This is a genomic window from Verrucomicrobiia bacterium, assembly GCA_026414565.1.
In the GTDB taxonomy this organism is placed as follows: domain Bacteria; phylum Verrucomicrobiota; class Verrucomicrobiia; order Limisphaerales; family Fontisphaeraceae; genus Fontisphaera.
Genome location: JAOAIT010000015.1, coordinates 1 through 13140, shown reverse-complemented (window position 1 = coordinate 13140; position 13140 = coordinate 1). Strand labels below are relative to the sequence as shown.

10 protein-coding genes are annotated in these 13140 nt (G+C 59.7%); 9 read left to right on the top strand and 1 reads right to left on the bottom strand.

The window, feature by feature from the left end; translation table 11 throughout:
- Positions 1-166 precede the first annotated feature (166 nt).
- On the top strand, positions 167-2575 hold the full coding sequence (locus N3J91_03555) for a DUF4962 domain-containing protein (GenBank protein MCX8155523.1): 2409 nt from the start codon (positions 167-169) through the stop codon (positions 2573-2575).
- A 12-nt stretch (positions 2576-2587) separates the two neighbouring features.
- Complete coding sequence (locus tag N3J91_03550; protein MCX8155522.1) at positions 2588-4471, top strand: heparinase II/III family protein; 1884 nt, start codon at positions 2588-2590, stop codon at positions 4469-4471.
- 5 nt (positions 4472-4476) lie between these two features.
- On the opposite strand, the gene N3J91_03545 is transcribed toward N3J91_03550, so the two are convergent.
- Positions 4477-5115, bottom strand: coding sequence for a DedA family protein (locus tag N3J91_03545; protein MCX8155521.1), 639 nt, complete (start codon positions 5113-5115; stop codon positions 4477-4479).
- Between the two features lie 305 nt (positions 5116-5420).
- Between N3J91_03545 and N3J91_03540 the strand changes: the two genes are divergently transcribed.
- From N3J91_03540 to N3J91_03510, 7 genes are all read left to right on the top strand, one after another.
- A complete protein-coding gene (locus N3J91_03540) occupies positions 5421-6638 on the top strand; it encodes an outer membrane beta-barrel protein (protein MCX8155520.1) in 1218 nt (405 codons plus the stop codon).
- Between the two features lie 88 nt (positions 6639-6726).
- The gene (locus N3J91_03535) at positions 6727-7338 is read left to right on the top strand and encodes a polysaccharide export protein (GenBank protein MCX8155519.1); all 612 of its coding nucleotides are present in this window, start codon (positions 6727-6729) and stop codon (positions 7336-7338) included.
- Positions 7339-7347: 9 nt separating this feature from the next.
- Positions 7348-9588: a polysaccharide biosynthesis tyrosine autokinase gene (locus N3J91_03530; protein ID MCX8155518.1), complete on the top strand. Its 2241-nt coding sequence runs from the start codon at positions 7348-7350 to the stop codon at positions 9586-9588.
- Between the two features lie 127 nt (positions 9589-9715).
- Positions 9716-10618 carry a hypothetical protein gene (locus N3J91_03525; GenBank protein ID MCX8155517.1) on the top strand — a complete coding sequence of 301 codons (903 nt, stop codon included), beginning with the start codon at positions 9716-9718 and terminating at the stop codon, positions 10616-10618.
- A gap of 288 nt (positions 10619-10906) precedes the next feature.
- Entirely contained in the window at positions 10907-11488 is a 582-nt protein-coding gene (locus tag N3J91_03520) for a YdcF family protein (protein MCX8155516.1), read from the top strand.
- A 160-nt stretch (positions 11489-11648) separates the two neighbouring features.
- Positions 11649-12713, top strand: coding sequence for an NAD-dependent epimerase/dehydratase family protein (locus N3J91_03515; protein ID MCX8155515.1), 1065 nt, complete (start codon positions 11649-11651; stop codon positions 12711-12713).
- The coding region (locus N3J91_03510) for a hypothetical protein (GenBank protein MCX8155514.1) at positions 12710-13140 on the top strand (431 nt) is incomplete at its 3' end. The genes N3J91_03515 and N3J91_03510, both read left to right, overlap by 4 nt.

Genomic DNA, 13140 nt, shown 5'->3' with positions numbered 1-13140 from the left:
TCATGTTCGGATTTTATCGGCAGCCGGCGCACCACCAAATCCTCCCCTTGATTTATGCCCATGGCGGCCAGCCCGGAGCTGAAGGCAGGCCGTCGCCAGGGGGCAGGCACGGACTCTCCCGGCGGTTGGCATTGTCAAAGGGGGAGCCGGTTGGCATAGTGCGGGCATGCCATACGCCCGCTTGAGTCTCAGTCTGGTTGTCGCTGCATGCTGCTGGGGGGCTTGCGTTGGGGGCGCGGAATTAAAGGTCGCCAATCGAGAACCCGCTCCGGGGGAAATCGGCTATCGGCCGGAAAACGGCAGTGTGGCGCGCCTCAATCCACCCTCCCTGATCTGGTTGCACGAACCGGCAGCCTCCACCTATCTCGTGCAATGGTCCTTGCAGGAGGATTTCCAGCGCGCCGAGACTGTCGCCGGTTTTATCTGGAACACCTACACCCATCACACCCCCTGGCCGCCCGGCCGCTATTACTGGCGCTATGCCTTTGTGGACAAAAGCGGCCAGACCTCCTCCTGGAGTGTCGTGCGCACCGTAACCATCTCTCCCGAAGCCCGGGCCTTTCCCATGCCCACCCGCGCCCAGCAACGGGAGCGCGTGCCCCAGGCTCACCCGCGTTTGTTCCTGCGCCCGGAAGACCTGCCGCGTCTCCGCCAACTGGCGCTGGCCGGCAAGGATGCCCAGGGCCGGATGCCGCCGGAGGCCGAGGAATTCGCCCGCCTGCGCGCCACGGCCGACAAGTTCATCGCGGCCGGGCCTACCCCGGAGCCGGAGCGCATGGGCTCCATCCTGGACAAGGACAACGCCGAACTGGTGAAGTATTGGTGGCCCAATCGCGAGCAAACCTTGCGTGCCTGTCAGGAGGCGGAAACCATCGCGTTTGTTTACCTGCTGACCCAGGAAAAGAAATACGCCGAGGCGGCGCGGCGCTGGATTTTGCACCTGGCCGCATGGAATCCTGATGGGCCAACCAATTTCCGCACCAATTGCGAAGCCGCCAAACCCCTCCTCTATCGCCTCCCTCGCGCCTATGACTGGGCCTATGACGCCTTGTCTCCGGCCGATCGGGACACCGTGCGCAAAGTCATGCTGCGACGCGTCACGGATGCCTGGAACAGCGGCGAAGTGGGGCGGGGGACCGGCCACTTGAACCGGCCCTTCAACAGCCACGGCAACCGCACCTGGCACAAGATTGGCGAATGTGCCATTGCCATGCTGGGCGAGCTGCCCGAGGCCGAAATGTGGCTGGATTATGCGGTCAACAAATTCTTCGCCTGCTATCCGGTGTGGGCCGACGACGACGGCGGCTGGCATGAGGGCCTGAGTTACTGGAGCGGTTACATGGACAAGGCGGTCTGGTGGCTGCAAGTGGCCCAATCCGCCCTGAAGATTGATGGCCTGCAGAAGCCCTTCTTCGATCAGGTGGGCGATTTTGCCTTGTATGTCGCCCCCCCCTTCACACCCAACAGCGGGTTTGGCGATTTAGCCTACCGTCCCCCCTCCAGCGGGGTGGGCGGCATGATGGAGTATTTCATCCGTGCCCAGGCGGCACGGCCGGAAGGCCGGAATGCCGCTTACTGGCGCTGGTGGACCGAACAGCACATGATGGGCCGGCAGGCAGGGATCCTGGGCTTTCTCTACCGCGCCAATCTGCCGCCGCTGCCGGAGCCGCGGCCTCCCACGAATCTGCCCACCTCCAAAATCTTTCATGGCATTGGCGTGGCCAGCCTGCACACCACCCTCTTGGACAGCCGCGAGGACATTCATTTCTTGTTCAAATCCAGTCCCTTTGGCACCCAAAGCCACGGGCACAACCCCCATAATACCTTTCAACTTAACGCCTTTGGCGAGGAGCTGCTGATGACCTGCGTGTACCGCGATCTGCATGGCAGCCGCTTCCATTATCAATACGTCCATAGCACGCGCGCCCACAATGGCGTCCTGGTGGATGGCGAGGGACAGATTCCCCACACCCCGGCGCCCCATGGCCGCATCGCCGCGGAGAAACTGACACCCCAATGGGATTATGTCATGGGCGATGCCACCCCGGCCTATGGCGGCAGGTTGACCCGCGCCCATCGGCACGTGGCCTTTTTGAAGCGGGGCCTCATCGTCCTGTGGGATGACCTGGCGGCCCCCAAACCTGCCACCTATCAGTTCATGCTGCATGCCGGCCGGCAGTTCGACGTGGATGCAGCACAAAACACCTTGCGGGTGGATCGTGCCCGGGCCGGGGTGGTGGTGAAGTACCTCTCGCCCACCCCCCTGGCTTTCCGCCAATGGGATGGTTACCATCCCCCGCCTTCCCAAAATTTCCCCAATCAATGGCACGTGGAGGCGGGCACGCAGTCACCTTTGCCGGCGCTGGCAATGTTGACGGTAATCATCCCCTACCGCGCCGGCCAGATGCCGGCGTGGACAGCGGAGCGGCTGGAATCCCCCACCGCGGTGGGGGCGCGGGTAACCTTGGAAGGTCAACGATACTTGATTGGCTTTCGTAAGGCCGGTGTCCCGAATGTCGCCGCTCTGGACAACGTCCAATTCGAGGAACCGGTTTTAATCCGGCAAGAAAACTGACGCAGCCTTTCCATGAACCCCATGCAAATGTTCATTTCTGGCCTGGCCGCCGGAGCGGCCGTGTTTTGTCTCCTCACGGCATCGCCCGCCCGCGCGGCGGAGCCTGTCCCCACCCCTCCCGCCCAGGAAATCCTGGCCCGGCTCAAGGCGGGGCATCCTCGCCTCCTCACCGATGCCGCCGGGTTTGAGCGGCTCAAGCAGCAAATCCCGCAGAACCCGGACCTCCAGCGTTATTTCAACCGGGTGCAGGACGATGCCCGGGGCATGTTGTCTCAGCCGCCCTCGCAGTATGTCATCCCCGATGGACTGCGTTTGCTCGATACCAGCCGCAGGGTAATGAATCGGGTGTACGCCCTGGCCATGATGTATCGCCTCCAGGGGGACAAAGCCTATGCCGAACGTGCCTGGCAGGAGTTGGAGGCGGCCGCCGGTTTCAAGGATTGGAACCCGCGGCATTTTCTCGATACGGCGGAAATGACCCATGCCTTTGCCATCGGCTACGACTGGCTCTACGACTACTGGACGCCGGAACGGCGCCAGGTGTTGGTCAAAGCGGTGAACGAGCTGGGTTTCAAGCCCGCCCTGGAAATCTACCGCAAAAACACCGGCTGGACGCGGGCGCGCCATAATTGGAATCAGGTGTGCAACGGCGGCATCGGCATGGGGGCCTTGGCCCTGGCCGATGTCCTCCCCGCCGAGGCGGGCGAGATTTTGGCGGCCGCCCTGAAATCCATTCAGTTGCCCATGGCCGAATACGGTCCAGACGGCGCCTGGGCCGAGGGGCCCGGCTATTGGAATTATGCCACCTCCTACAACGTGGTGTTTCTGGCCGCGCTGGAAACGGCTTTGGGCACAGATTTTGGCCTGTCGAAAATCCCCGGTTTTTCCGAGGCGGGCACCTTCCCCATCTATGCCACAGGGCCAACGGGACGCACCTTCAATTACGCCGATGCCGGCGACGGTGGCATCCGTTCACCTTCCCTCTTCTGGCTGGCCCGGAAGTTCAACCGCCCCGAGTACGCGTGGCATCAGCGGCAGGTGGCCTACGGCAGTGCCCAGGATTTATTGTGGTACGATGGCCGGGGTCAGAAGCCCACTGCGGCGAGCCTTCCGCTCGACAAGTACTTCCGCAACGCCGAGGTGGTCACCCTGCGCAGCGACTGGGAGGGACGCGAGGCCCTGTGGGTGGGCTTCAAAGCGGGCGACAACAAGGCCAATCACAGCAATCTCGATTTGGGCAGTTTCGTGCTCGAGGCCCTGGGCTACCGCTGGGCCGTGGATTTGGGGGCGGACAACTACAATTTGCCGGGTTACTTCGGCAAACAGCGCTGGACTTACTACCGGATGCGGGCGGAGTCGCACAACACCCTGGTCATCAATCCGGGCGAAGGGCCGGACCAAATACCCACCGCCGCCACGAAAATCATCAAATTCCAGTCCACTCCCAACCGTGCCGTGGCTGTGGCTGACTTAACCCCGGCCTATGCCGAGGCCGCGCAAAGCGTGCAGCGCGGCCTGGCCATGCTCGAGCGGCGGCGGGTCCTCATTCAGGACGAGGTGAAAACCGCCCAACCGGCAGTCGTCTGGTGGTTTATGACCACCCCGGCTCAGATTCGCATCGAAAAAGACGGCCGGACGGCGCACCTGACCCAGGGCCAGGCCGAGCTGCGGGCCACCCTGCTGTCCCCAGCGGCCGCGCAATTCATCGTCATGGACGCCGTGCCCCTTCCCACCTCCCCCAACCCCGAGGGCCAGCGAAAAAATACCGGCGTGCGCAAGCTGGCCATCCATCTCAAAGAAGTCACCGATTTGCGTTTGGCCGTGTTGCTGACTCCCTCCCGCGGCACCCCCGAACCCCTGGTGATGCCGGCCCTGATGCCGCTCAGCCAATGGTAGGCGGGTTATTTTAGGTATTTTAACAGGACAAATCCGCCGATCAGCAGCACCATGAACACGATGGCCAGCCGGTCAAAGTATTTCTCAATGAATTCCTTCATCCGCGGCCCAAACCAATAAAGCAGTCCCCCCACCGCAAAGAAGCGCAACCCCCGCCCAATGACCGACGCCAGCAGGAATTGCATCACATCGAATTTGAACACCCCGGAGGCAATGGTAAACACCTTGTAGGGAATGGGCGTAATGGCCGCAGCGAGATTGCCCCAAAAGCCATATTCATCATACCACGTCTTGATCTTCGCCATCACGGCTTCCCCATGATAGGCCCTCACGATCGGCTGCCCGATCAAGTCGTAACCCCACAGGCCAATCCCATAGCCCGCCAGCCCCCCCAGCACCGATCCCACCGTGCAGATCAGCGCAAATCGAAAGGACTTTCTGGCTGCCCCCACGCAAAGGGCGATCAGCAGCACATCCGGCGGAATCGGGAAAAACGACGACTCCGCAAAGGCCAGCAGGAACAATGCAAGCTGCCCCTGCGGACGCTCCGCCCAACCGATGGTCCAGTCATAGAGGCGCCGAATGATATGCGGCCGGCGGGCGGCCACTGCTTGAGGTTTCGCAGCGTGTTGAGATTCGCTCACACGGCGAGAGGGAAAAGGAATCGCTCGCCGGTGTCAAGCCGGCGCTGGATCGGACCCCGTCACCCTGCGCGGGTTGGCGGTTGTTTGGCGGGACCGAAAACTTGCTATGGCCCGGCTGGCATCGCATTTGCTCTTTCAGTTGTGAGAACGACGGCCGAATTAACCGCATAATAAGATTGCGGGCCGGGGCCTATTTTGCTTTAATTAAGCAGCATTTTGCCAATGGGCCTTCCTCAGCCGGCGTGTGTGGCAGGCTTGCCGGGGAAACGGCCCATGGCAGCGCAGGGAACCAGAAATATCACGCTATGACGTTGCATTGGCGGGGGATCATGGCCGGTTTGGCTTTGCTGGCTGGCGGTGGAGCGGCGTTGGCTCAGCGGGCCGAATATTTACCGTTGGAGTTGCTTGACCCATCGCGCCCCGAGGGCGGCATCCGCCTCTGGAAATTCGATTTGTATCCCAGCGTCTCGGCCGGGGGGGAGTACAACGATAACATCACCTACCTCCGCTCGGGGGGAAGCAGTGATTTCGTCTGGTCCCTTTCACCCAGCATCACTGCGGTGGCGGGGACTGCCAAACGGCTGACGTTGACCTACTCCCCCAGCGCCCAATTTTACACCCGCAACAGTGATTATACGCGCCTGAATCATGGCGCCTCCCTTGGTCTGGCCTGGCCCATGTCCAAGTTGTCGCTCAACTTCGGGGCCACTTACAGCGACACCCTGAGCGCCGACGTCGTGGTGGGCAGCATGGCGCAAAACCGCAGTTTGTCCCTCACCGCCGGGGCGAGTTACCCCTGGAGTGAGAAAATCAGCTCCGCGCACAATGTGCGCTTTTCTTTTCAGGACTACGGAAATTATTACGGCACCGCCGGCATTCCCTCAGGAGGACTGATTGGCTACATGGACTGGGGCACGGATCATTGGGCACGGTATCGGTACTCGGAAAAAACCGGCTTCAGTCTGGGGGTCTCGGTGGGACAGCAAAATGCGCAGCATTCCGGCACCGACTCCGTCTATGAGCGGGTCATGGCCAGTGTGGATTACAGCGTCACCGAAAAAATCAGTGCCACCCTGGCCGTGGGGCCGGAGTTCCGCCAGTACTCAGGCAATACCGCCAACTCCATGGGGGTGGTGTTCAACGCCACCGGCTCATGGCGGCCCACTGACCGCACCGGCTTGAGCCTCAGCGCCAGCCGCTCCCAAACCCCCTCGCCAATCGTGGGGGGCGAAAATTATGTCAGTACCTCCGTCAGTCTCGGGGTGAGTCAGCAGCTTTTCAACCGCATTGGAGCCAGCGCCAGCATTGGCTATAGTAACGTTAGCTCGGGCAGAAGCGCGCCAGGCACGAGCACCAATCGCGATGATGATTATATTTTTGGACGGATTGGCTTCAGCCTGGCTCTCGCCCGCAACTGGTCTTTTGGCGTGCATTATGAGCGTCGCGAAAGTCTTTCGGACAACGCTTCGAGCTATGCTTTCAGCAACAACCGCGCGGGCTTTAACCTCACCTGGCGGTATTAGGCGGAAAAATCGCATGACGAATTCACTCAGCGCAAAAGGTGCCTGGCGGCCGCACGGGTTGGCAGCCCTGATTTTATTGGGCTTGGCCATGTTCTGGGTTTTTGGGCAGGGCACCACCGGCAGCCGCACCAACGCGCCGCCCGGCGGCAAGGCCGCCCAGGGAACCAATGACCTGTACCGGCTGGGCATCGGCGACATCCTCTCAGTCAAAGTGTACCGCGAGGAGGATTTGTCCGCCCAGGTCATGGTCAATCCAGACGGCATGATCAACCTCCAGTTGATCGGCCCCATCAAAGTGGCGGGCATGACCCTGCTCGATGTCAACCAGGTGGTCCGCGATTTGTACGCCAAAGACTTTCTGGTCAATCCCCATGTGGTGGTGGACATCGTGGAAACCAACCGCCTGCCCGAAAGTGCCATCACCAACCAGGTCAATCACTACATCGTCCTCGGGCAGGTCAACAAGCCGGGCACCTATGAACTGCGCGAGGGTGAGACCGTCAATTTGTTGCAGGCCATTGCCATCGCCGGCGGCTACACCCGCCTTGGCAACCCCAGCAAAATCACCGTGACGCGGCTTGAGGACGGCAAGCCCAACGTCATCAAGCTCGACGCCGACAAAATGTTGCGGGATCGCAGCTCCAAACCGTTTGAAATCAAACCCGACGACATCATCACCGTCGGCGAGAAAATCTTTTAGCTGATTTGTATGGTTTCGCCCAGCCAACCCTCCCAGCCCCTCCACTACCTGCCGCCGCCGGACATCACCGCCCCGGAAAGTCCCAGTGAGCTGCGGACGATCGCCGGCATCCTCGTGGACAAATTGTGGCTGATCATTTTGTGCGTCGTCATTGCGCTGGTGGTGGCCGCCTATCAATTGAAAAACTCCCCCCGCTTGTATCAGGCCGTCGCCACCGTGCAAGTGGAGCAGGAGGAAAAAAAGGCGGTCAAAGTGGACCCCATCGTCCGCGAGGACCTCCGCAGCTCGGAGACATTAAATACGATTGTGCAGAAGTTCAAAAGCCGCGCCTTGTTGGAGCGCGTCGTCGAAACCAACCGGCTGGCCCAAAACCCCGCCTTTGTCCCGCAAGACGGCTCGGTGACCCGCGATGAAGTAGTTGCCCGGCTCGGCGCCCTGACCAGGGCCGAGCTGCGCCGCGGCACCCGGCTGATTGACATTCTGGCGGTGCACACCGATCCCAAACTCGCGGCCGACATCGCCAACGCCATGGCCGAACAGTACATGGCGTACGACATCCAAACCGTCTCCGCCACCACCAAGGGCGCGTATTCCTATCTCCGCGATGAAACCGAGCGCTTGAAAAAGAAACTCGAGGAGTCGGAGCGCAATCTCCAGAAGTATCGCGAGGAGGCCGGCATTGTCTCGTTGCAGCAAAGCCAGGACGTGCTGGCGCCGCAACTGCGCGAACTGGCCGCCAAGGTGGCCCAGGCGCGCAGCGATACCGCCCGGTTGCAGCGGCAATACCAACGCCTGCTGGCGCAGGCCTCCAATGTCAGCGATTTGCTGCTGCTGCCCCAAATTGCCGCCGTGCCCGAAGTCCAGGCGCTGCGCTCGGCGCTCAGCAAAAGCGAGCAGGACTTCAAAATCCTTTCCCTGCGCTACAAGGAGAAGCATCCCAAATACATCGACGCCGCGGTCCAAATCGAGGCCATGAAACGGGATTTGCACCTGGCCGCCACCAACGCCCTCGCCCGGCTGCTGGAATCCATCAAGGTGGACATCGAGGATGCCAAAATCAATCAGGAGGGACTGGAAAAGGAGTTGAAACAGCTCGAAGCCGATGCCCTGAAGGTGAGCCAGCACGCCATCCAGTACAGCCTCCTCAGCCGGGAATTGGAGGCAGACCGCGCCTTGTTCGACTCCGTGCTGAATCGTCTTAAAGAGACCAGCCTGGCCGCGGAGCAGCAGCCGGAAAAACTTCGCTTTATCCAACCGGCCATTCCCCCTACTACGCCTTTTCTGCCCAATGTGCGCCGCACCTATAGCTTCGCCCTCCTGATTGGCCTGGCCGCCGGGCTGGCCCTCGCCTTCGGCAGCAACGCCCTGGATACCTCCTTCAAGTCGGTGGAGCAGGCCGAGGCTTACCTCCAACTGCCGGTGTTCACCGCCATTCCCAAGCTCAAGGAGGTGCGCCTTGGTGACACCCGCTTTGTCGCCATCGAAGGCGCGGATTCTCGCGGCGCGGAGGCCTTCCGCACGTTGCGCACCTCCGTTTTGATGTTGGCGCGGCAGGAGGACCGGAAAGTCTTTCTCTTTACCAGCGCCTTCCCCGGAGAGGGCAAAACCTTCAACTCCATCAATTTCGCCATTTCCCTCGCCCAACAGGGCCTCCGGGTGCTGCTCATTGACGCCGATTTGCGCAAACCCAGCGTCGAAAATTACATCACCGGCCAGAGCGGCAAGCTGGCCGGGCTGACTGATGTCCTGGTGGGCAACAAGGATTTTAGCGAGGTAATTCAAAGCATGGAGAAAGTGAAAAACCTGCATTGGCTGCCCGGCGGGAAACCGGCACCCAACCCCGCCGAACTGCTGGCGCAGCCCGCCTTCAAGGAGGTGATCAAGCAGGCCCTGAAGCATTACGACCGCATCGTACTGGACACTGCGCCCATCCATGCCGTCAGCGACACCCTGCTGATTTGCAATCTGGCCGAAACCGCCATCTTGGTGGTCAACAGCACCAAAACTCCCCGCAAGCCGGTTTTGCGATCCATCCAACTCATCCGCAACGCCGGCGGCAACCCCAGCGGGGTGGTGCTCAATCTGGTGCCCATCCGGCGCGGGGGTGGGTACTATTACGATAGCTACTACTACTATCACTCGGACTACTACGAGCAGAAAAAAGCCCGATCCCCTGACACGCCCTCCGAGGGGCCCGCTTCCTCAGTCAAACAAGCTGAGGAGGAAACCACGTCCTCCCCTGCAAAATAGCCGAAATATATTCGTATAACTGGTTGACGGGAAACTTTGATGTGTTTAGAAGGACTTTGTCCGAAAAATATGTAGGATTTTATTCCTACAAACGCCCACGGCCAGTGCGGACCATGTTTCCGATGCCATGAATGCGCCCGATTTGAAATACTGGGCTTTGATGGCGCTCATTTTCTTGTGTTGCCTCGGCATCCTCGCCGTGCGCCAGCCGCCAACTGAGGGGCGCGCCGAAGCCGCCTTGCTCGTCGGCATGCCTCTCCCTGAAATCCCCACCGCTGCCGTCCGACAGCTTCAGGGGGTTTCCCCCGGCCGCCGGGTTGCCTTGGCCAATCAAATGGTGCAGGAGCTGGCCCAAACGCAACCCGCCGTCATGCCATACCTCCTGGTGGCTCTTAGCCGGCACTTTCCCGAGCTTGCCCCCTGGCTCCTGGTGGAGGCCATCGCCGCCCAGCCAGCCCAAACGGTGGCCAGCGTCCGGGCCGTCAGCGCCGCCGTACCGGAACAGATGGAGGTTTTAATCACCCATTGTGTCCGAAGCCTTCCTGACGCTTTCCCCGTCGTGGCCATTGCGGCAGCCGAGCAGCGGCCCGAATCTGCAGAAACCATCCTTAGGGCGGTGGCCAGGGCCCTACCGGAGGCCGCCTCCGCATTGGAGACCGCAGCCAGGCGCCAGTCGCACTTTCCCCTCAACGTACGACAGGTCCTGGCCGAGGCCGATCGCCTGCTCGATACTGCTGCCCCCTCTGAGGCCTCCGCCGCCCGCCGCCGGACCGCCTCACACCCCGAGCCGGAGAATTCCCCTCGCCTCCATGGGCCTGGCAGTCAAAACCCCTTTGCCTGTCTCCAACAACTGGCTCGGGCCAGAATGGAAAAATTGAATCAAATGCCCTTGATGGACAACTGCACCAATGGCAGCGTGCCGCCCAGCACCGCCTTGCCGTCCCTTTCCCACTCAAGTTCAGGCGTATCCTTGGATGCCGCACATGGCGGCAATATAAAAGAATCGGAAAGCCGGGTGGAGGTGCGATGAAGCGCGCCCTGCAGCGGAATGCTCTCGCGCCCTTGAACCCCGGCGCATTTCGCCATAAAATAAAAACCGACATAGCCATGCCCGCAGTTTGAATCCGGGCCTGAAGATGGTGAATCATGGGTGTGGTGGCCGATGAAATATTGGTTCAGCATACGACGCTGAATCCAAAGGCGGCAGCTTGTCTTCAAAAAAAATGCCCTTCTCGTCCTTGACATGGCTCTGAACCAGTCCAATCAAGCCAAATGCCGCCGCTCATGTTGGGTATGGGGGGGGATTACCCTGATAATTTTGGCCGGCTGCCTGGCCTTGGCCTACGTCTTCCGTGCCCCGCTCTGCCTGGCTTATGCCGACCTCTGGATCGTTAATCAACCGGCGGTCAAGGCGGATGCCATTTTCGTGCTCGGCGGCGGCCTGCAATACCGTCCCTTCGTAGCCGCAGATTTCTACCATGCCGGCTTGGCCCCCCAAATCCTGATCAGCCATGCCAAACCCAGCCCCACCGACGAGCTGGGGCTGACCACCCAGGAGAAAGATCTAATGCGCAAAGTCCTGCTGGCCAAACACGTTCCGCAAAACGCCATCCAGGAAATTGGCTCCAACGTGACCAGCACCGTCGAGGAAACCCTGGCCCTGCGCGATTGGGCCCTGCGTCACAAGGCCAGACGGGTGTTGATACCCACCGACATCGCCCACAGCCGGCGCGCCAGGTTCATTTTCGAGCGAAGCCTTCGCGGGACGGATGTTGAAGTCATCGTCACCGGCATCGAACCTCGGGAATACCAGCGCACCAACTGGTGGCAGAAGGAGGAAGGCATCATCGCCTTCCAAAATGAGCTGATTAAGTATGCCCTCTACCTCTGGCGGTATTAGCCGGCACCGCTCCGGCCGGGCGGCGGCTTGCACCGCCGGCACTCGCCTTCGCCGGCATGGCTCCCGTCGGAAGGAACATCCCTCTCACCCGCGGGAATGCGCCGCAGCCAAATAAACAATTTCCCAAGGCGGCTCCTCTCAGGCAAAAAAGAAAAGGGAAATGAAAAAATTACTGGTTACTGGCTCCTCCGGTCTGATCGGTTCCGAAGTGGTCGAACAATTCTGCACCGACGGCTGGGAGGTGCATGGCGTGGATAACAACATGCGCGCCGACTTCTTCGGCCCGGCCGGCGACACCCGCTGGAACCAGCAGCGCTTGTGCGCCAAACATCGCCATTTCCATCACCATGAGCTGGACATCCGCAACCGCCAGGGAGTGCTCGACTTGGTCCAGGAACTGCGCCCCGATGCTATCGTCCACACGGCGGCCCAGCCCTCCCATGACTTGGCTGCTTCCCGTCCATTTGACGACTTTGACGTTAACGCCGTCGGCACCCTTAATCTCCTCGAAGCGGCGCGCCGCTTTTGTGCCGAATCACCCTTCGTGCACATGAGCACCAACAAGGTTTATGGCGACCGCCCCAACACCATTAAACTCAAAGAATTGGAAACCCGCTGGGATTATGACGACCCGGCTTTTGCCGACGGCATCGCCGAAGATTTCCCCATTGACCAGAGCAAGCACAGCCTTTTCGGCGCCTCCAAGGTGGCGGCCGACATCCTGGTGCAGGAATACGGGCGTTACTTCAACATGCCCACCTGTTGCCTCCGGGGCGGCTGCCTCACCGGCCCCAACCACAGCGGAGTCGAACTCCACGGCTTCCTCAGTTACCTGATCAAATGCAACCTGGAAGGCAAAGTCTATCGCATCTTCGGGTACAAGGGAAAGCAGGTGCGCGACAACATCCACAGTTACGACGTCGTCAGCTTTATCAAGTGTTTTATTGCCGCCCCCCGCTGCGCGGAGGTTTATAACATCGGCGGCGGCCGCCAGAACAGCATCTCCATCCTCGAAGCCTTCAAACTCATCGAATCCATCTCCGGCAAACCCATGCAATACGAATACCTCGACCAGCCCAGAATCGGCGATCATATTTGTTATATATCAAACGTAAACAAACTGACCAATGATTATCCGCACTGGAAGATATATAAGGGGTTGAAGAAAACTTTTGTGGAAATTACAAACAGTTATAACCATCGTGCAAAATACGCTGTAGAATGAATCTAATAGTTTACATTGCCACGAGATTTACCATTTTGGGTGGATTCCTTTTGAGAGCTGCCGGCTTGAGGCGTGATCCATTCGATTATTTACGCTTTTCGAAAGGGGTAATACACATTGGTGCACATACTGGTCAAGAGGCTAAATTATATGCTCAGTATAACCTGCCAGTGTTATGGATCGAGGCGGTTGAAGAGTATTACAATAGATTAGTCGAAAATATCAAATCATACCCTGAGCAAACGGCAGTTAATGCCTTGCTGGGTAGCAAAAATAATCAGGAAGTGAATTTTTTTGTCGGAGATACATTATCTTCAATGTACGAAATTAAAGACCTGCAAAAAATAATTAATGCCACAGGCGAATTCAAAAAGATCATCATGTTAACGAAGACTTTAGATTGCATCCTCGGATCGTCCAAAAAATA

Excerpts from the sequence above, each read along its gene's own strand:
- N3J91_03550 (MCX8155522.1), top strand. The coding sequence starts at position 2,588 with ATGAACCCCATGCAAATGTTCATTTCTGGCCTGGCCGCCGGAGCGGCC.
- N3J91_03540 (MCX8155520.1), top strand. The coding sequence starts at position 5,421 with ATGACGTTGCATTGGCGGGGGATCATGGCCGGTTTGGCTTTGCTGGCT.
- N3J91_03525 (MCX8155517.1), top strand. The coding sequence starts at position 9,716 with ATGAATGCGCCCGATTTGAAATACTGGGCTTTGATGGCGCTCATTTTC.
- N3J91_03530 (MCX8155518.1), top strand. The coding sequence starts at position 7,348 with ATGGTTTCGCCCAGCCAACCCTCCCAGCCCCTCCACTACCTGCCGCCG.
- N3J91_03555 (MCX8155523.1), top strand. The coding sequence starts at position 167 with ATGCCATACGCCCGCTTGAGTCTCAGTCTGGTTGTCGCTGCATGCTGC.
- N3J91_03535 (MCX8155519.1), top strand. The coding sequence starts at position 6,727 with ATGTTCTGGGTTTTTGGGCAGGGCACCACCGGCAGCCGCACCAACGCG.
- N3J91_03515 (MCX8155515.1), top strand. The coding sequence starts at position 11,649 with ATGAAAAAATTACTGGTTACTGGCTCCTCCGGTCTGATCGGTTCCGAA.